Below are 16,136 nucleotides of genomic sequence, written 5' to 3'. Positions count from 1 at the left end.
CTCAGGCGGCGGTACGCCCGGCGGGATTCGGTCCGGCCTCGCCGCCCGCGCCCGCCGCGACCCGGGTCGCCGGCACCCCGGCGGCGGCGGTCGGCGTGTCCGCCGGGACCGTGTCGCCGCGCGTGCCGGCCAGGATCTCCTCCACCCGGGCCTCGCGCCGACGGCGGGCCAGCAGCGCCGCCTCGAAGTCGCGGCGCGCCCGGACCGCCTCGGCGTACGCCTGCTCACGCACCAGGCGGGCCTCCTCCCGGGCGGCCTCCAGCTCGGTGCGGGCCCGGGCCAGCAGCTCGGCGGCCTCGCGTTCGACCGCCGTCGCACCCGCCCGGACGGCGGCCGCGTCACCCTCGGCCGGGGCGGTGCGGCGACGCAGGAAGTCGCAGAGGTGGGTCGCCTCCTGCCGGATCTGGTCGAACTCGCGGCCGGCACCGGCGACGCTCTCCGCCCGCGCCGCCAGCCGGATCAACCGGATCCCCAGCTCGTCCAGGCAGGAATCCACCTGCCGCTGGTCGTAACCGGTCTCAACGACGGAGAACCTCATACTGTCGCCCCCCAGGCAGCTGGTGTTACGTCCCCACCTGCCGATCCTGGAGGGTGCCGCCCGCGCCCGCGGCGGTTCGCCGAAAATGTTCAGTATCCGGGCGTCCGGACGTCCGGCGCCACTCGCTCAGGAGTGCCTCGGGAGGACCACCACCCGGCCGAAGAACTCGTCGATGCGGCGTACCACGTCGTTGAAGTCGTCCAGGTCGATCGGCTTCGTCACGTACGCGTTGGCCTGGAGGGTGTAGCTGCCGACGATGTCGGTGTCGGCGTTGGAGGTGGTCAGTACGACGATCGGGATGGTCCGCAGGTCCTCGTCCTGCTTGACCTCGCCGAGCACCTGGCGCCCGTCCATCCGGGGCATGTTCAGGTCGAGCAGGATGACGTCGGGGCGGGTGGCGTCGGTGTGCCGGCCCTCCCGGCGGAGGAACTCCATCGCCTCCTGGCCGTCGTTGACCACGTCGATGATCTTCTCGACGTCGGAGTCCTCGAGGGCCTCCTCGATCATGAGGACGTCACCCGGGTCGTCGTCCACCACCAGGATACGAACGGGGCTCGGCGTGCGTGGGCCCATGGGACACCTGCTTACGGTCGGGGAGGGCGAAGCGGAAGGGGAGCGATCGCCCGCTGGCGCGGAAATCTAACCGATCAGAAGGCGGACGGCGAGGCCGGGCCGGACGGTTCCGCGTCGTACCGGAGTACCTCGGCGAGACCGGTGACCTGGAGCACCCGGGCCACCCGCCCGGTCGCCCCGGTGAGCCGCAGCCAGCCGCCCTCGGCGGCGGCCCGGTTGTCGCCCCGAACGAAGGCCGCGATGCCCGTCGAATCGCAGAAGGTCAGCTCGGTGAGATCGATGAGAAGCTGCCGCTGACCCGCCGCGGCCAGCCGGTCGAGGGCGGCATTGAGCTGCGGAGCGCTGCTCATGTCGAGCTCGCCGGCGAGCCGGAGGCAGGCGGTGCCCCCGTTTCGCTGGGCGTACGTGACGGTCAGCGCCACCGTAACCCCCCTCGCTCCCACCACAAGCGGACGCTTGCAGTGCGGCAAGCATACCCGGGTTCCCGATCGGCGTCCGGGTGAAGTCGCTCAGCTGCTGTCCATAGTGGTCGGGGGGTCCCCGGCGCGTCCCGCGAGGTCGGCTGACCGTCCCCGAACAGGGGGTGGCCCCCGACCCTGGGACCAGGGGCCGGGGGCCGGGGAGGGTGGCTCAGGCGGCGGGCACCGCTTGCAGCCGCGGTCCGGAGTCCCGCAGCTCGCCCACCGTCGGTGGTTCGGCGTCCTCCGGCGCGCCGGAATCGGGCGTCTGGAAGAGATACCGGACGAACTGTCCACCCGCCTCGTTGTCGTCCGCTCCGGGCCACTGACCCACACAGTCGACGCCGACCACCTCGCGGCCGGTGCCGTCGGCCTCCTCCACCAGCGCCCACAGCGTCACGGCGTAGGAGCGGGTGAGCTCGGGCTCGACCTGCCACCGCGCGTACCAGCCGGGGCGAGCGGGGACGATCTCGACGATCCTCTTCATGACGACCTTCCCTTCCGCGTGCGTCGGAAGTCTCCCGGTCCATCTCGATGGTGGTGCGCCGCCGGGTGATCGCCCCTCACCCCCAGCGAATGAAGCTCGCCGGCCGCCGGCGGCGCCGTTTCCTTCCCAGCAGCGCCGGGAAGGCGACCGGCGCAAGGCGCAACCCGACGAGGAACGAGGTGCGACGATGCGCAAGCAGATGGAGGGCGACAACAAGCGCCGCCGGACCCTGGCCCGCGAGGCTCGCGAACGTGGCCGGCGACCGAGCGAGACCGGCGCCAGCCTGAGCGCGTCCAAGCAGGTCACCTCGGTGGACCAGCGCGAACGGTCCGGCCCGCCGCCGGCTGGCCGGCACAAGCCGGACACCACGCGGGGCGGTCCCGCGCCGCCCCCGGCGGGTCTGCCGGAGCGGTCGCGTCCGCTGCCGGGCGCGAGCCGCGGGCGGGTGACCACGCTGGGCTACCGCGATCTCGTCGACGACGTCAGCCGGCGGGCCGGGGTCGATTTCGCCACCGCCAAGGTGGCCGCGGAGGCGACCGTGCTCGCGCTGGCCTGGGCGCTGGACGAGGCCGAACGCGAGCGGCTGCTGGCGGCGGTGCCGGTGAAGCTGCACGACGTGGTGCCGGTGGACGGCATCGAGCGGCGGCGGGACCTGCCCGGCTTCCTGGCCGAGGTGGGCCGGCGCAGCCGCCTCACCCCGGAGCAGGCGCGGTACCAGGCCGAGGCGACCCTCGCCGCGCTGGCCGACGCCGACGGCGACCTGGTGGAGTCGCTGCGCGTACCGGACGGGTTGCGGGACCTGCTCGCACCGCCGGAGCCCGGCGGCGGCCTGGTGGGCCCCACGTCCGCCACCGCGCCGCTGACCGAGCAGGAGTTGCGTGACGCACTCGCCGGACTGCGGTACTGGTCCAGTGACCGGCAGTCGCTGGTACGCACGATCGAGTTGCCCGCCGGGAACCTGGACCGGGTGCTCGACCAACTCGACCTGCTCCGGGTGGAGACCGGGCGCCGCCCGCTGATCGGCCGCCCGGACCCGGACAGCGCCGTGCTGACCGTCCGGACCCAGCAGGTCGACGGGGTGACGGCGCTGGACGTGGACCTGGCGCACCGGATCGACGACGCGATCGACGAGGCCGGTGCCGGCATGAACGCCGGCTGAGTCGCCCGGGCCGGCGGGCACCCCGCCCGCCGGCCCGGTACCGTTGCGCGCCGTGGGGAGCGCGGAGAGCCTGGAGATCGTCGTGGACCGGGCCCGACCGACCGGCCGTACGTTGCTCGCCGCCGGGGTCGAACAGTCCTACGTCGACGTCGCCGACCCGCGTCACCTGCACTTCGAGTACGTGCGGCGGATGGCCGCCGTGGTCGACCTGGCCGCCCCGCCCGGGCAGCCGCTGGCTGCCCTGCACCTGGGCGGCGGCGCGCTCACCCTGCCCCGCTGGCTGGCGGCCACCCGCCCCGGCTCCGCGCAGCGGGTCGTCGAGCGCGATCCGGCGGTGATCGAGCTGGTCCGCCGCGAGCTGCCCCCGGTGCCGCCCGAGGTCGAGGTGACCATCGGCGACGCCCGGGAGGCGGTGACGGAAACGTCGGCCGGCGCGTACGACCTGGTGCTCGCCGACGTCTACCGGGCGGCCCGGATGCCCCGGCGCGTGGCCAGCGTCGAGTTCGTCGCCGAGGTGGGCCGGGTGCTCCGCCCGGACGGCGTCTACCTGGTCAACGTCGCCGACCTGCCGCCACTGGTCTTCTCCCGTGCCCAGGTCGCGACGCTGCGCGCCGTCTTCGCCGACGTCTGCCTGGTCGCCGACCGGCGGATGCTGCGCGGTCGGCGCTACGGCAACCTGGTGCTCGCCGCCGCCCACCGAGCCGGCCGGCTGCCGGTCCGCCGGCTGGTCGCCCGCGCCGCCGGGGACCCGGTGCCCGGTGGCGTGCTGCACGGGGCGGCGCTGGACGCGTTCGTGGCCGGCGCCCGCCCGGCCACCGATGCCGGCCCCGCCGGCTGAGGCGGCCCGCGTTTCCTTCCGGCCCGCGCGGGTAGCCGCGCCGGATGAGCGACGCCGACGACCGGTCCACCGCGCGGCGGACGCTGATCGTCATCGGTCTGGTGCTGGCCACCGTCGTGGTGCTGAGTCTGGTCTGGTCGACCCGCCGGGTGCTGGTCTGGATCCTCGTCGCGGCGTTCTTCGCGGTGGCCCTGAAGCCCCTGGTGGACTGGGTGGAACGGCGGTTCGTGCGGCACCGGGCGCTGGCCACCCTGCTGGTCTTCGCCGTCGCCTTCGTGCTGCTCGCCGCACTCGGCGCGGTGATCGTGGTGCCGCTGGTGAGCGAGGTCAGCCGGTTCGTCGAGCAGGCCCCCGAACTGCTGCGCGAGGCCCGGGCCGGCCACGGCCGACTCGGCGAGCTGCTGCACCGGTTCCATCTCCAGCGGTACGCGAACGCCGAGCAGCTCCGGCACTACGCCGAGCGGTTCGGCCACCCCGCCCTCGGGGTGCTCCGCAGCGTGGTGGAGACGATCGCCGGGGCGATCACGGTGGTGGTACTGGCGTACCTGATGGTGCTGGAGGCCCCCAAGATCATCGCCGGCACGCTGGCCCTGGTCGACGACGGCGCGGCGGAGCGCCTGCGGCGCATCGGTCGGGGCTCCTCCCGCGCGATCACCGGCTACCTCAGCGGCAACCTCCTGATCAGCGTGCTCCTCGGCGGCCTGACCTTCCTGCTGCTCGTGCTCACCGGCGTGCCGTTCGCGGCGGTGATCGCCCTGCTGGTCGCCATCGCGGACCTGATCCCACTGGTCGGGGCCACCCTGGGCGCGATCATCGCGGCCGGCGCGGGCTTCCTGCACTCCCCCACCACCGGCGTCATCGTCCTGGTGTCCTTCGTGATCTACCAGCAGGTCGAGAACCACCTGCTGGCACCGGTCATCATGTCCCGCGCAGTCCGGTTGAACCCGCTGACCGTGCTGGTAAGCGGGTTGCTCGCCGCCAATCTGGCGGGGCTGCTCGGCGCGCTGCTGGCCATCCCGGCGGCGGGCATCGGGCAGATCCTGCTACACGAGTTCGTCCCCGGCGGCCGGCGCGCCGTGCCGGTGCCGACTACCAACGACTCGACCGGGGACCACCAGCGGCGGTCGAGGCCCGAGCGACCGGAGCCCCGGTGACCGGCCGGCGGCCGACCGGGGCTCAGCCCCGGCGCACCACCTCGGGCGACTCGCTCTCCAGCGGTACGGCGTTGCCCGGCACCAGGCCGAGCTGCACCGAGGGCCGGGGCAGGGTGGCGTCGAGCATCCAGTCCGCACCCACCCGGGCCCGGTTCCCCGGCATGGCGAACAGGTGGTAGCCGCGGGTGACCGCCTTCGCCGGCAGCCCCGAGAGGGACACCTTCAGCGGGTTGGCCGCCGCGTCCTTGCCGCCCAGATCCACCACCCAGCCGAGGTCGTGGTGCTTGTACGGCTTCCGGACGCCCTCCCCGTACGAGGCGGCGATGTTGTGCGCGGCGAGCTTGCCCTGGCGCTGGGCGTGCTGGGCGGTCATCGCGCAGATCTGCCCGGGGCTGGCCAGGTTGGGCACGGCCGCCGCGTCGCCGCAGGCGAACACCTCGGGGTGGCCCGGGACGTTGAGGTACTCGTCGACCACCAGCCGGCCCCGCTCGGTCCGCAGCCCCAGCTCGGCCACGAACGGGTCGGGGCGTACCCCGACGCACCAGACCAGGCTGCAGGTCGGGACGTACTCGCCGTCGGTGAGCATGACGCCGTCCGGGGTGGCCTCGGAGACGGACGTTCCCATCCGTACGTCCACCCCGCGCCGGCGCAGCACCCGGTCGGCGGTGATCGACATCCGCTGGTCCAGCTCGGGCAGCACGCGCGGCGCCACGTCCAGCAGCATCCAGCGCGGCCGGACCTTGAGGTGCGGGCGCTGGGCGTGCAGCCGGTCGGTGAAGAGCTGTCCGTGCGCGGCGACCTCGGTGCCGGTGTAGCCGGCGCCCACCACCACGAACGTGGTACGGGCCCGCTGCTCGGCCGGGTCGTCGGTCACCTCGGCCAGCTCGATCTGGCGTACCACGTGGTCGTGCAGGTAGAGCGCCTCGGGCAGGCCACGGAAGCCGTGCGCGTACTCGGTCACCCCGGGGATCGGCAGGAGCTTGTTGACGCTGCCGACCGACAGCACCACCCGGTCGTACGCGAGCTGGCCGTGGTCCCCCTCCGGCGAGCGGTAGCCGACCCAGCGGTTCTGCAGGTCGACCCGGTCCGCCTCGCCGATCACCACCCGGACGCCGTCGAGGGTGCCGGCGAGCGGCACGGCGATCCGGGTCGGTTCGACCACGCCGGCCGCGACCTCGGGCAGCAGCGGCAGGTAGAGGAAGTAGTCGGTCGTGTTCAGCAGGACGATCTCGGCCCGCCTGCCGGCCAGCCGGCTCAACGTCTTCGCCGCGTGGTATCCGGCGAACCCGGCCCCCACGATCACCACACGAGGTTTCGTCATGTCCGCTGCCGTTCCCGTCGACACGGCCGACAAACGTGCGGGTGACTCGACCGCGCATCATCCATCCCCACCGATATGGACAAATCCGATGCACGGGAGTGAGGATGCCCAGATGGGTACTCACGAGACCGCCGGCAGGCCGCCCACGAGGTCGACCCGGCGCACCTTCCTGACCGCCTCCGCCGCAGCCACCGCCGCCACCATCGCCGCGCCCCTCGCCGCCACCCCGGCCGCCGCCGAGGAGGCCGTCGCCCCACCCGGCCCCGGCCACCCGGTCACGCCTCAGCCGCCGGACCGGGACCTGTCCGCGCTGCTGCGCGAGGTCGACCGGGAGCGGATCGAGGCCACCGTGCGCCGGCTGGCCGCCTTCGGCACCCGGCACACCCTGTCCAGCCAGGACGACCCGGTCCGCGGCATCGGCGCCGCCCGGGACTGGATCTACCAGCAGCTCTCCGGGTACGCCGCCACCTCCGCCGGCCGGATGACCGTCGAACTCCAGTCGTACGTCCAGCAGCCCGCCTCCCGGATCCCCACCGCCACCACGATCACCAACGTGGTGGCCACCCTGCGCGGCGAGTCGGCGCCGGACCGGGTATACGTCATCACCGGCCACTACGACTCCCGCTGCACCGACGTGATGGACGCGGTCAGCGACGCCCCGGGCGCCGACGACGACGCCTCCGGCGTGGCGGTGGTCATGGAACTGGCCCGGGTGCTGGCGACCCGGCCCACCGAGGCCACCATCGTCTTCGCCGCCGTGGCCGGGGAGGAGCAGAACCTGTACGGCTCGACGTACCTGGCCGGCCAGTTGAAGAAGGCCGGCGTGGACGTGCAGGGCATGTTCAGCAATGACATCGTCGGCAGCAGCACCGCCGACGACGGCACCCGCGACCCGCGCAGCGTCCGACTCTTCGCCGAGGGGGTGCCGACGGCGGAGACCCCCGCCGAGGCGAGCACCCGGCAGTCGGTCGGCGGTGAGAACGACTCCCCCTCGCGCCAGCTCGCCCGCTTCGTACGGGACGTGGCCGAGAACGGGGCGACCGGGATGGGGGTGCGGGTGATCTACCGGCGGGACCGCTACCTGCGCGGCAGCGACCACATCTCGTTCCTGCGCCAGGGCTGGCCGGCCGGGCGGTTCACCGAGCCGAACGAGGACTTCGCCCACCAGCACCAGAACGTCCGGGTGGTCGACGGCGTCCAGTACGGCGACCTGCCGGAGTTCTGCGACTTCGACTACATCACCCGGGTGGCCCGGGTGAACGGGGCGACGCTCTGGTCCCTCGCCCAGGCCCCGGGCACCCCCAAGGGCGTCACGATCGTCACCACCAACCTGACCAACGACACCACCCTGCGCTGGCAGCGCGGCAACGAGCCGGACCTCGCCGGCTACGAGGTGGTGTGGCGGGAGACCACCGCGGCGGAGTGGCAGAAGGTGCTCCCGGTCGGCGACGTCACCGAGGTGACCATCGACCTGTCCAAGGACAACGTCTTCTTCGGCGTACGCGCGGTGGACCGGGACGGGCACCGCAGCCCGGTGGCCTTCCCGAAGCCCGGCAGTTAGGCCACCCGTCACGGGCCCCGCCAGCATCGCCGCTGGCGGGGCCGGCCGGGTCCTTGCTGTCGCGGACGGCGACCACGCCGGGCAGGTTGTCCGCCACCTCCACGCAGTTGCCGCCGCTGGCTCCACTGCGGCTGGACTTGCGCCACTGGAGCCGGCGTGCTGCCGTGGCGGCCCGCCGCCCGGTGCTTCTCCTGCCGCCTAATGAGCTGATGTCACAAACGACTCAGCCGCGCTGGTGACCGTGGGTGGCGGGCGCTGCCACGGCCGTACGGGCTGGGCCGGATGGGGTCCGCCGACCGGGTTGGGCTGGGGATGAGTCGGTTGCGATATCAGCTCCACAGGCCCGCGCACCACTGCTTCCAGTCGGCGGCGAGGCAGACACGGCCGGCGCCATCCGAACCGGGTGAGGTCGCCTCACCCGAGGGCGACGGAGGGTGGGGAGACCGCGAGAGCCGAGGGAGGAAACGACATGGCGGTCCGGACCACGGTACGTCCCGCGCCCGACGACGTGTTCCCGATCCACCCCGCGTACGGCTACCGGATGCGGCGGCAACGGTATCCGGTGGGCATACGCGGCGGGCCGCGACCGGCCCCGGGCGGGCCCTGGTTGGACGACAGCGCACGACACCAGGTGCGCGCCCGCTACGAGCTGCGGGACCGACAGCTGGCCCGGGCCCTGGTGGCGGCCGTCAGCCAACCCGGCGACTCGACGGAGAACCTGACCGGCCAACTGGAGCAGCGGATGGACGCGCTGGTGCACCGCGCCGGCTTCGCCCGCTCCATCAACGAGGCCCGCGACCTCGTCGCCCACAACACGTTCACCGTCGACGGCGGCAAGGTCAACCGGTCCTCGTACCTGGTCCGGCCGGGGCAGACCATCCAGATCCGGCCCGACCGGCAGTGCCGCGCCCCGGTGGCGGTCGCGGTGGCCGGTCGTGCCGAGGGCGACACCCCGCCGTACCTGACGGTGCGGCCGGACCGCGGCACCGCGACGCTGGTCCGCGAGCCCCAGCAGCAGGAGGTGCCGGCGCTGCGGGACGTCCCGCTCGCCGTCCAGTCGTTAGGAGGGAGACCGTTGTGAGCATCCTGCCGACCGATCGACGCGTGTCCAACTACCACCAGCAGCGGGGCAGCCCGCGGCTCACGCCCCGGCAGCGCCGGCGCGTGGACCACAAGGAGGCGAAGCTGCAGCGGCTGACCGGGCAGCGCCCGCAGGCCCGAGGGCCCGGACGCTGAGTCGAGGGCACGGGTGGCGGTCGCCGGAACGGTGGCCGCCGCTCACGCCTGCCCGGGCGCGGTGATCGCCCAGCGCTCGTGGTCCCGCCACGCGCCGTCGATGAACAGGTAGTCCGGCGAGAAGCCCTCCAGCCGGAAGCCGAGCCGCTCGGCCAGCCGCCTGGACGGCTCGTTGCCGGGCTGGATGTTCGCCTCCAGCCGGTGCAGGCCGAGCGCGGTGAACGCGTGCTCGATCACCAGCCGGACGCCGGCCGAGGCGTGCCCGGTGCCGGCGTACGGCAGGAAGGCGGCGTAGCCGAGGTATCCGCCGCGCAGCGCCCCCATCACGATGCCGCTGATGTTCCCGTACCCGGCGATCTCGCCGGTCACCCGGTCGCAGAACAGGTAGCCGGCGCCGTCCCGGCGCCGGCTCTTACGCAGGTACGCGGCGTACTTCTCCGGGTCGTCCGGGGCGGCGAGCCACGGGTGGTGCAGTTCCCGGCTGCGGCGGGCGGCGGCGACGAACGCCGGCTCGTCGGTGGGGCGCGGGCGGCGGATGCCGACCCGACCGTCGGTACGCAGGTATCTCACGGTCGGTAACTCTCGACCACCGGCCGGCCCCTGTCCAACGAGATCGACATTCCTCTACGCTGGGCCGGAACGACGGGAGGTCGATCATGAGGACTGTTTGCGTCAGAGACCGCCGGATCCGCGACGCAAACTCCTTGGTCAACTCGACAGCGCCGGTGGCGGTACGGTCGCTACAGCGGGCGGGGGTGGGGCTGGTCGAGGGGCAGCGGGACCTGGAGGAAGGTGGTGCCGCGCAGGTCCAGCCAGGCACGGTCCGGGGCGCGGACCAGCCGGATCATCACCTGGGTGCAGGCCGGGCAACGGCCGACCAGCCCGGGAGCGTGCGAATAGACGTGCAGCCCGGCCATCGGGCCGGTCCTGCCGCAGTTGTCACACCGCCCGGTGGCGCCGCTCAGGTCGACCGCGAACAACTCCCGCAGCGGCCCGTCGAGCATGTTGCCGTCCAGGTAGGACAGGTCGGTCATGGGTCCTCCTCGCTCGTCACCCGGTGGGTCCGAAGCGTTCGGTCCGCACCCGCCGGGTCGGGTGGCCCAGCCCCACCAGCAGGTCCGCCACGGTCTCCACGAAGCCGGTGGGGCCACAGACGTAGCAGACGGGTTCCAGGTCGGGCGGCCAGCCGTGGCTGTTCACGTCGGCCAGTCCGATTCGGTGCGGCTCGCCACGCCAGCCCTCGGGCGCCGCCCGGGTGTAGACGTACGCCACGTCTAGCCCCTGGTCGTCGCGGGTCCGGCGGCGCAGTTCCTCGACATAGAAGACGTCATCGGGGGTACGGACCGAGTAGATCAGGCGGAACGGCGCCCGGCTGCCCGCGGCACGGCGGGCCCGGACCATCGCCATCAGTGGCACCACCCCGGAGCCGCCGGCGATCAGCAGCACCGGCGCGGTCTCCTCGGTACGCCAGACGAACCAGCCGCCGACCGGCCCCCGCACCTCCACCGGGTCCCCGTGCGCCCACACGTCGGTGAGGTACGGCGACACCTCCCCGTCGGGCACCTTCTGCACGGTCAGCTCGATCCGTTCCCCGTCGCCCGGCGCCGCCAGGGAGTACGACCGGGCCGCCTGGTAGCCGTCGGAGGCGGTCAGCCGGACGTCGACGTGCTGCCCGGGCAGGTGCCCCGGCCAGCCCGGCACGTCGAGCACCAGGGTCTGCGCGGTCGGGGTCTCGATCCGCCGCTCGACCAGCCGCGCCACCCGCCAGGTCAGCGGGGCGACGACGCGTCCGCCGGTCGTGGGCGCCGCCACCTCAGTCGCCCTGGTAGCGCTGCTCGCGCCACGGGTCGCCGTAGTCGTGGTAGCCGGCGGTCTCCCAGAAGCCGGGCTGGTCGTCGACGAGCAGCCGGATGCCGCGCACCCACTTCGCCGACTTCCAGAAGTAGAGGTGCGGAACGAGCAGCCGGGCCGGGCCCCCGTGCTCGGCCGGGAGCGGCCCGCCGTCGTACGTGTGCGCCACCCAGGCCCGGCCGCCGCGCAGGTCGTCCAGGGGCAGGTTGGTGGTGTACCCGCCGTACGAGTGGACCAGCGCGTACCGGGCGGCGGTGTCGACGCCGTCGAGCAGGGTGTCCAGCGAGACGCCCTGCCAGTTGGTGTGCAGCTTGGACCAGCGGGTGACGCAGTGGATGTCCACGGTCGGCGTCTCCTGCGGCAGGCCCATCAGCTCGTCCCAGGACCAGCGGAACTCGGCACCGCCCTCGGCGGTCAGCACGAACTCCCAGGTGTCCAACGGCACCTTCGGTGTCGGGCCGGCCGAGAGCACCGGGAAGTCCTCGGTGAGGTACTGGCCCGGGGGCAGGGCCGGTTCGGCCGAGCGGGGCCGGCCCTGGAAGCCGGGCGACACGATTCCCACCGGTCAGTCGTACCACCTGGGGTGCGCCCGGGCGATCGCTTCGGCCGAGAGCCGCCACGGTGGGTGACCACCGCGGCGGCCGGGCTCGCTGTTAAGGCTGTTAAGAAGGGGCCCCTTCTCTACCGTAGGCGTTAATAAGGGGCCCCTCCTTACGGGTCAGCCGAGCACGCGGTCGCGGGTGGCGCGCAGGCTGGTCAGGGTGACGATCACCAGGACGCCGATGATGACGCCGAGCGAGGCGAGCGTGGGGATCTGCGGGACCCCGGGCCAGATGCCGTGCGCCCAGTGCAGGCCGAGCTTGAGGCCGATGAACGCCAGGATGATGGCCAGGCCGTAGCTGAGGTGCACCAGGCGGCTGAGCGCGGCGTGCAGGACGAAGTAGAGCGCGCGCAGGCCGAGCAGGGCGAACGCGTTGGTGGCGAAGACCAGGTACGGGTCCTCGGTGATGCCGTAGACGGCCGGCACCGAGTCGACCGCGAAGACCACGTCGGTGGCGAGCACCGCGACCACGACGAGGGCGAACGGGGTGAGCGCGCGGCGGCCGCCCTGCCGGACGGTCATCCGGGTGCTGTGGTACTCGTCGACCACCGGCATGACCCGGCGGAGCAGCCTCACCGACCGCATCGTGTTGATGTCGACCTCCTGCTCGTGCCCGGCGAGCGCGTCCCGCAGCAGCTTGACCGCGGTGGCGATCAGGATGACCGCGAACAGCAGGAAGGCGAAGTCGAGGGTCTGCAGGGCGGCGGCGCCGAGGGCGATGAAGACCGCGCGCAGCACCAGCGCGCCGGCGATGCCGTAGAGCAGCACCCGCTGGGCCAGCACGGCGGGCACCGCGAACGCGGCCAGCAGCAGCATGAAGACGAAGAGGTTGTCGACCGAGAGCGACTTCTCGACGAGGTAACCGGTGAGGTACTGGACGCCCAGCTCGGAACCGTACCGGGACCAGACCCAGGCGCCGAACGCCAGCGGGAGGGCGATGTAGAACGCCGACCAGCCGAGCGCCTCCTTGAGCGACACCTCGTGCGGCTTGCGGGTGACCAGGAAGTCCAGGACCAGCAGGGCGAGCACCCCGGCGATGGTGACCGCCCACAGGGTGGCAGTGCCGACCGACGACAGCGCACCGACGGACAGGTATGACAATTCGGTCATGGAACCTCCTCGAACACCGTGTCATGTTCGAGGTCTCCTTCACCCACCGTCGGTGGGCAACCACCCGAGGCCCGCCCGGGGGCGCGCCGTACTGACCGGAATGGTTCGTGGGAAGTACTCCCCTCGCGCGGTCCAGGTTAGGGCAACCTCACCCCGACCGCCAAGTCGGCAGGTCACATGATTGCCCTGGTCAACAGCTGTGTGGACCGTGCGGCATGGTGCTCCGGCGGATCGAGCCCTATGGTGTCGCGATGAGCAACCAGGGGCCGTTGGCCGGCGTACGGGTGGTCGAGCTGGCCGGCATCGGACCGGGCCCGTTCGCCGCGATGATGCTCGCCGACCTGGGCGCCGACGTGGTCCGCCTCGATCGTACGGGCGGCGGCCGCTACGGCGACGTCCCCGGCGACCTGCTGAACCGCAACCGGCGCTCGCTCGCCGTCGACCTGAAGGCGCCCGAAGGACGTGAGGTGGCGCTGGCCCTGGTCGCCGGCGCGGACGCGCTGATCGAGGGGTTCCGGCCCGGGGTCACCGAGCGGCTCGGCATCGGCCCGGACGACTGCCTCGCCGCCAATCCCCGACTGGTGTACGGCCGGATGACCGGCTGGGGGCAGGACGGCCCGCTCGCCCGGACCGCCGGCCACGACATCGACTACCTGGCGCTGACCGGCGCGCTGCACGGCATCGGCCGGGCCGGGGAGCGCCCGGTGCCGCCGCTGAACCTGCTCGGCGACTTCGGCGGGGGCGGGATGATGCTCGCCCTCGGCATCGTCGCCGCCCTGTACGCGGTCCGCGCCGGCGCCCCCGGCCAGGTCGTCGACGCGGCCATCGTGGACGGCGTGTCGGTGCTGGCCACGCAGATCCAGGCGATGCGCCGGTCCGGGATGTGGCAGGACCCGCGCGGGGTGAACCTGCTCGACGGCGGCGCGCCCTTCTACGACACGTACGAGTGCGCCGACGGCCGGTACGTCGCCGTGGGCGCGCTGGAGCCGCAGTTCTACGCCGAGTTGGTCCGGCTCACCGGCTTCCCGCTCGACGGCGACGAGGCCGTGGACCGCGACGACCCGGCGAACTGGCCGGCGCTGCGCGAGTCGTGGGCCCGGCTGTTCCGGACCCGCACCCGGGACGAGTGGGCCGAGTTGCTGGCCGACTCCGACGCCTGCGTGACGCCGGTGCTGGACTGGGCGGAGGCGCCGGAGCACCCGCACCTGGCGGCCCGGGGGGTCTTCGTCGAGCACGACGGAGTCGAGCAGCCCGCCCCCGCGCCACGCTTCTCCGCCACCCCCACCACGGTTCGCCGAGCGGCCCCACGGCCCGGCGAGCACACCGACGAACTGCTCGCGGAGGCCGGATTCGACGCCGACCGGATCGCCGCCCTGCGCGCCGCCGGCACGGTCGCCTGACAGCCGTGCCGGTGCCGGAGATCAGCGGCGGGTGGCACCGGGCGCCATGGCCGGCTCCACCATGTCCCGGTAGTCGCGCGGCATCTGGACCACGACGTCGTCGAACTCGCCGCCGGTGATCGCCTCGCGCAGCGTGACGAACACCGCCCGTACGGCGTCCCGGGCGGCGTTCTCGTCCACGCGGGCCCGCTGCCCGACGCGGGCGACGAACTCGGCGGCCCCGAACCGGTCGGCCGCCTCGGTGGCCGGGTGCGGCTTGAGCACCACCTGCAGCGGTTTCGGCAGTTGTGCGGCCAGGTCCAGCACCTCACCACCGGTCAACCGCTCGCTCAGGGTCTCCAAGGTGGCCCGGGTCAGCTCGGCCGCCCGTTCCCGCGGCGTCCGGGAACGCTGGGCGACCCGGTCGACGAAGGTGTCGTAGTTCATCCGTGCTACCCCCTCAGGCTGCTCGCGCGCCGTGGCGCGTACCCGTCCCGGCGGGCCGGAAACGGCCGGGATTTTCGGCCCGGCGGCGCGTGAGCCGCGCCGACCGGGGTAACCGCCGCCGGTCGTGACCGCAACTACAGGCGCGAGGAGCCCGACCCATGGCGAGTTACACGGACGTCCTTGAGTACCTGTCGGCGCTGGACTACCCGGCCGGGAAGGACGACGTCATCCGCGAGGCCGAACGGGAGGGCGCGCCGCCGGAGGTGTTGCGGGCGCTACGGGCCCTGCCGGCGGTGGACTACGCCGACGGCAACCAGGTGGCCCGGTCGGCCGGCATCGACGCGGCGCCCGAGGTCGGCCGGTCGCAGCGCGCGGCGCAGGCGCGGGACAAGCGCCACCAGCGGGTCTCACAGCACCTGCGCGGCATCTGACGCCACCGGTGCGGCGCCGGAGCGCCCGGCCGGACGGGCACGTCCCCGCGGCCGTCCAGCTCGTCGGGATGGGGCTGGTCGGGGTCGTCTGCGGTGGACTCGTCGGCGTGCTGATGTCGGCGGTGCTGGCCCCGTTGGTGGGCTGGGACGCTGCGGCGCTGAGCTGGCTGGTGCTGCAGTGGAGCCGGCTGTCCCGGCTGGACGCCACGCGCACCGCTCGGCTGGCGAAGTTCGAGGACCCCAACTGGGCGATGCGGGACGCGCTGCTGCTGGTGGCATGCCTGGCCAGTCTGCTGGCGGTCGGGGTGGTGCTGACCAGCGCGCACGCCGTCGGCCCGGGCCTGCCCCGGGACCTGTACGGCGGTCTCGGCGTACTGAGCGTGGTGCTCTCCTGGTTCGTGGTGCACACCGTCTTCACCATCCGGTACGCCCGGCTGTACTACACCGGGGAACCCGGCGGGATCGACTTCCACCAGTTGTCGCCGCCCTGTTTCGCCGACTTCGCATACGTGGGCTTCACGGTGGGTACGACCTTCCAGGTCTCCGACACCGACCTGTCCGGCCCGGAGATGCGACGGACGGCGCTGCGCCACGCCCTGCTGTCCTACCTGTTCGGTGCGTTCATCATCGCCGCGACTGTGAACCTGCTCTCCAGCCTGGCGGCATGAACACACGACAGGCGGGCGCCCCGGGTCACGAACCGCGACCTGGGGCGCCACGCAGCACCTGTCCCTGCCGGTCCGCGCCCGAACCGGGTCGCGACCGCCAGGCGGTGGATGTTCGCCCGAACCGGGCGGGCATCGCTGCCACGATCATCATACGACAGACCATCAGCCGAACGGGTGAGTATTGCGAAATTGTGGCCCGCGCCGCACCGGGCTCAGCCCGTCAACTCGGCGTACCGCTTCTCCAGGTCCACCCTGGCCAGTGCCCCCACCAGCCAGGCCAGCCGCTCCGACTCGCCGCTGCCGGCCAGCCCGGCCAGGTCGGCC

At 73.3% G+C, this 16,136-nt stretch carries 20 protein-coding genes and 1 pseudogene; 9 read left to right on the top strand and 12 right to left on the bottom strand.

All coding sequences use genetic code 11. The features are described 5' to 3' along the window. Position 1: 1 nt before the first annotated feature. The 4 genes from ONA70_RS14735 to ONA70_RS14720 form a co-directional block, all read right to left on the bottom strand. Positions 2 to 538 carry an ATPase gene (locus ONA70_RS14735; RefSeq protein ID WP_265006982.1) on the bottom strand — a complete coding sequence of 179 codons (537 nt, stop codon included), beginning with the start codon at positions 536 to 538 and terminating at the stop codon, positions 2 to 4. A 126-nt stretch (positions 539 to 664) separates the two neighbouring features. Beyond that, a complete protein-coding gene (locus ONA70_RS14730) occupies positions 665 to 1,111 on the bottom strand; it encodes a response regulator (RefSeq protein WP_265006981.1) in 447 nt (148 codons plus the stop codon). Positions 1,112 to 1,185: 74 nt separating this feature from the next. Then, positions 1,186 to 1,533 carry an STAS domain-containing protein gene (locus ONA70_RS14725; protein ID WP_265006980.1) on the bottom strand — a complete coding sequence of 116 codons (348 nt, stop codon included), beginning with the start codon at positions 1,531 to 1,533 and terminating at the stop codon, positions 1,186 to 1,188. Positions 1,534 to 1,741: 208 nt separating this feature from the next. Beyond that, on the bottom strand, positions 1,742 to 2,056 hold the full coding sequence (locus ONA70_RS14720) for a hypothetical protein (protein ID WP_265006979.1): 315 nt from the start codon (positions 2,054 to 2,056) through the stop codon (positions 1,742 to 1,744). A gap of 187 nt (positions 2,057 to 2,243) precedes the next feature. Between ONA70_RS14720 and ONA70_RS14715 the strand changes: the two genes are divergently transcribed. The 3 genes from ONA70_RS14715 to ONA70_RS14705 are packed head-to-tail and all read left to right on the top strand — an operon-like array spanning position 2,244 to position 5,207. Next, positions 2,244 to 3,215, top strand: coding sequence for a DUF2267 domain-containing protein (locus ONA70_RS14715; RefSeq protein ID WP_265006978.1), 972 nt, complete (start codon positions 2,244 to 2,246; stop codon positions 3,213 to 3,215). A 52-nt stretch (positions 3,216 to 3,267) separates the two neighbouring features. After that, positions 3,268 to 4,053 carry a spermidine synthase gene (locus tag ONA70_RS14710; RefSeq protein ID WP_265006977.1) on the top strand — a complete coding sequence of 262 codons (786 nt, stop codon included), beginning with the start codon at positions 3,268 to 3,270 and terminating at the stop codon, positions 4,051 to 4,053. Positions 4,054 to 4,097: 44 nt separating this feature from the next. Then, positions 4,098 to 5,207, top strand: coding sequence for an AI-2E family transporter (locus ONA70_RS14705; protein WP_265006976.1), 1,110 nt, complete (start codon positions 4,098 to 4,100; stop codon positions 5,205 to 5,207). A gap of 22 nt (positions 5,208 to 5,229) precedes the next feature. Here the strand turns inward: ONA70_RS14705 and ONA70_RS14700 are convergent, their stop codons facing one another. Continuing rightward, on the bottom strand, positions 5,230 to 6,528 hold the full coding sequence (locus ONA70_RS14700) for an NAD(P)/FAD-dependent oxidoreductase (protein WP_265006975.1): 1,299 nt from the start codon (positions 6,526 to 6,528) through the stop codon (positions 5,230 to 5,232). 112 nt (positions 6,529 to 6,640) lie between these two features. Between ONA70_RS14700 and ONA70_RS14695 the strand changes: the two genes are divergently transcribed. Continuing rightward, complete coding sequence (locus ONA70_RS14695) at positions 6,641 to 8,089, top strand: M20/M25/M40 family metallo-hydrolase (RefSeq protein WP_265006974.1); 1,449 nt, start codon at positions 6,641 to 6,643, stop codon at positions 8,087 to 8,089. Positions 8,090 to 8,123: 34 nt separating this feature from the next. Here ONA70_RS14695 and ONA70_RS14690 read toward each other — a convergent pair. Further along, positions 8,124 to 8,237, bottom strand: a pseudogene (locus ONA70_RS14690) (DUF397 domain-containing protein); the annotation flags it as partial. A gap of 321 nt (positions 8,238 to 8,558) precedes the next feature. On the opposite strand from ONA70_RS14690, the gene ONA70_RS14685 reads away from it, so the two are divergent. Together ONA70_RS14685 and ONA70_RS14680 are read left to right on the top strand one after the other, a co-directional pair. After that, positions 8,559 to 9,170, top strand: a complete 612-nt coding sequence (locus ONA70_RS14685) for a S4 domain-containing protein (protein WP_265006973.1) — start codon at positions 8,559 to 8,561, stop codon at positions 9,168 to 9,170. Further along, positions 9,167 to 9,325, top strand: a complete 159-nt coding sequence (locus ONA70_RS14680) for a hypothetical protein (protein WP_265006972.1) — start codon at positions 9,167 to 9,169, stop codon at positions 9,323 to 9,325. Before ONA70_RS14685 ends, ONA70_RS14680 begins: the two co-directional genes overlap by 4 nt. Before the next feature lie 42 nt (positions 9,326 to 9,367). Here the strand turns inward: ONA70_RS14680 and ONA70_RS14675 are convergent, their stop codons facing one another. The 5 genes from ONA70_RS14675 to ONA70_RS14655 form a co-directional block, all read right to left on the bottom strand. Next, entirely contained in the window at positions 9,368 to 9,895 is a 528-nt protein-coding gene (locus tag ONA70_RS14675) for a GNAT family N-acetyltransferase (RefSeq protein ID WP_265006971.1), read from the bottom strand. A gap of 170 nt (positions 9,896 to 10,065) precedes the next feature. Next, a complete protein-coding gene (locus ONA70_RS14670) occupies positions 10,066 to 10,359 on the bottom strand; it encodes a DUF6510 family protein (RefSeq protein ID WP_265006970.1) in 294 nt (97 codons plus the stop codon). Between the two features lie 16 nt (positions 10,360 to 10,375). Next, positions 10,376 to 11,137: a ferredoxin reductase gene (locus tag ONA70_RS14665; RefSeq protein ID WP_265006969.1), complete on the bottom strand. Its 762-nt coding sequence runs from the start codon at positions 11,135 to 11,137 to the stop codon at positions 10,376 to 10,378. Position 11,138: 1 nt separating this feature from the next. Then, a complete protein-coding gene (locus ONA70_RS14660) occupies positions 11,139 to 11,729 on the bottom strand; it encodes a sulfite oxidase-like oxidoreductase (protein WP_265007000.1) in 591 nt (196 codons plus the stop codon). A gap of 165 nt (positions 11,730 to 11,894) precedes the next feature. Beyond that, positions 11,895 to 12,887, bottom strand: a complete 993-nt coding sequence (locus tag ONA70_RS14655; RefSeq protein ID WP_265006968.1) for a TerC/Alx family metal homeostasis membrane protein — start codon at positions 12,885 to 12,887, stop codon at positions 11,895 to 11,897. Between the two features lie 251 nt (positions 12,888 to 13,138). On the opposite strand from ONA70_RS14655, the gene ONA70_RS14650 reads away from it, so the two are divergent. Further along, positions 13,139 to 14,287 carry a CaiB/BaiF CoA transferase family protein gene (locus tag ONA70_RS14650; protein WP_265006967.1) on the top strand — a complete coding sequence of 383 codons (1,149 nt, stop codon included), beginning with the start codon at positions 13,139 to 13,141 and terminating at the stop codon, positions 14,285 to 14,287. Positions 14,288 to 14,308: 21 nt separating this feature from the next. Here the strand turns inward: ONA70_RS14650 and ONA70_RS14645 are convergent, their stop codons facing one another. Then, positions 14,309 to 14,713 carry a DUF2267 domain-containing protein gene (locus ONA70_RS14645; RefSeq protein WP_265006966.1) on the bottom strand — a complete coding sequence of 135 codons (405 nt, stop codon included), beginning with the start codon at positions 14,711 to 14,713 and terminating at the stop codon, positions 14,309 to 14,311. 158 nt (positions 14,714 to 14,871) lie between these two features. Here ONA70_RS14645 and ONA70_RS14640 point away from each other — a divergent pair, with 158 nt between their 5' ends. After that, the gene (locus ONA70_RS14640; protein WP_265006965.1) at positions 14,872 to 15,144 is read left to right on the top strand and encodes a DUF2795 domain-containing protein; all 273 of its coding nucleotides are present in this window, start codon (positions 14,872 to 14,874) and stop codon (positions 15,142 to 15,144) included. Positions 15,145 to 15,152: 8 nt separating this feature from the next. Beyond that, positions 15,153 to 15,812 carry a DUF1345 domain-containing protein gene (locus ONA70_RS14635; protein ID WP_265006964.1) on the top strand — a complete coding sequence of 220 codons (660 nt, stop codon included), beginning with the start codon at positions 15,153 to 15,155 and terminating at the stop codon, positions 15,810 to 15,812. Positions 15,813 to 16,136 lie beyond the last annotated feature (324 nt).

This window comes from Micromonospora yasonensis, from assembly GCF_026013475.1.
GTDB lineage: Bacteria > Actinomycetota > Actinomycetes > Mycobacteriales > Micromonosporaceae > Micromonospora > Micromonospora yasonensis.
The sequence above is the reverse complement of the archived record's forward strand: the minus strand, read 5'-3'. Positions and strand labels throughout refer to the sequence as shown.

Excerpts from the sequence above, each read along its gene's own strand:
- ONA70_RS14650 (WP_265006967.1), top strand. The coding sequence starts at position 13,139 with ATGAGCAACCAGGGGCCGTTGGCCGGCGTACGGGTGGTCGAGCTGGCC.
- ONA70_RS14655 (WP_265006968.1), bottom strand. The coding sequence starts at position 12,887 with ATGACCGAATTGTCATACCTGTCCGTCGGTGCGCTGTCGTCGGTCGGC.
- ONA70_RS14720 (WP_265006979.1), bottom strand. The coding sequence starts at position 2,056 with ATGAAGAGGATCGTCGAGATCGTCCCCGCTCGCCCCGGCTGGTACGCG.
- ONA70_RS14670 (WP_265006970.1), bottom strand. The coding sequence starts at position 10,359 with ATGACCGACCTGTCCTACCTGGACGGCAACATGCTCGACGGGCCGCTG.
- ONA70_RS14705 (WP_265006976.1), top strand. The coding sequence starts at position 4,098 with ATGAGCGACGCCGACGACCGGTCCACCGCGCGGCGGACGCTGATCGTC.
- ONA70_RS14685 (WP_265006973.1), top strand. The coding sequence starts at position 8,559 with ATGGCGGTCCGGACCACGGTACGTCCCGCGCCCGACGACGTGTTCCCG.
- ONA70_RS14715 (WP_265006978.1), top strand. The coding sequence starts at position 2,244 with ATGCGCAAGCAGATGGAGGGCGACAACAAGCGCCGCCGGACCCTGGCC.
- ONA70_RS14640 (WP_265006965.1), top strand. The coding sequence starts at position 14,872 with ATGGCGAGTTACACGGACGTCCTTGAGTACCTGTCGGCGCTGGACTAC.
- ONA70_RS14735 (WP_265006982.1), bottom strand. The coding sequence starts at position 538 with ATGAGGTTCTCCGTCGTTGAGACCGGTTACGACCAGCGGCAGGTGGAT.
- ONA70_RS14645 (WP_265006966.1), bottom strand. The coding sequence starts at position 14,713 with ATGAACTACGACACCTTCGTCGACCGGGTCGCCCAGCGTTCCCGGACG.
- ONA70_RS14730 (WP_265006981.1), bottom strand. The coding sequence starts at position 1,111 with ATGGGCCCACGCACGCCGAGCCCCGTTCGTATCCTGGTGGTGGACGAC.
- ONA70_RS14700 (WP_265006975.1), bottom strand. The coding sequence starts at position 6,528 with ATGACGAAACCTCGTGTGGTGATCGTGGGGGCCGGGTTCGCCGGATAC.
- ONA70_RS14695 (WP_265006974.1), top strand. The coding sequence starts at position 6,641 with ATGGGTACTCACGAGACCGCCGGCAGGCCGCCCACGAGGTCGACCCGG.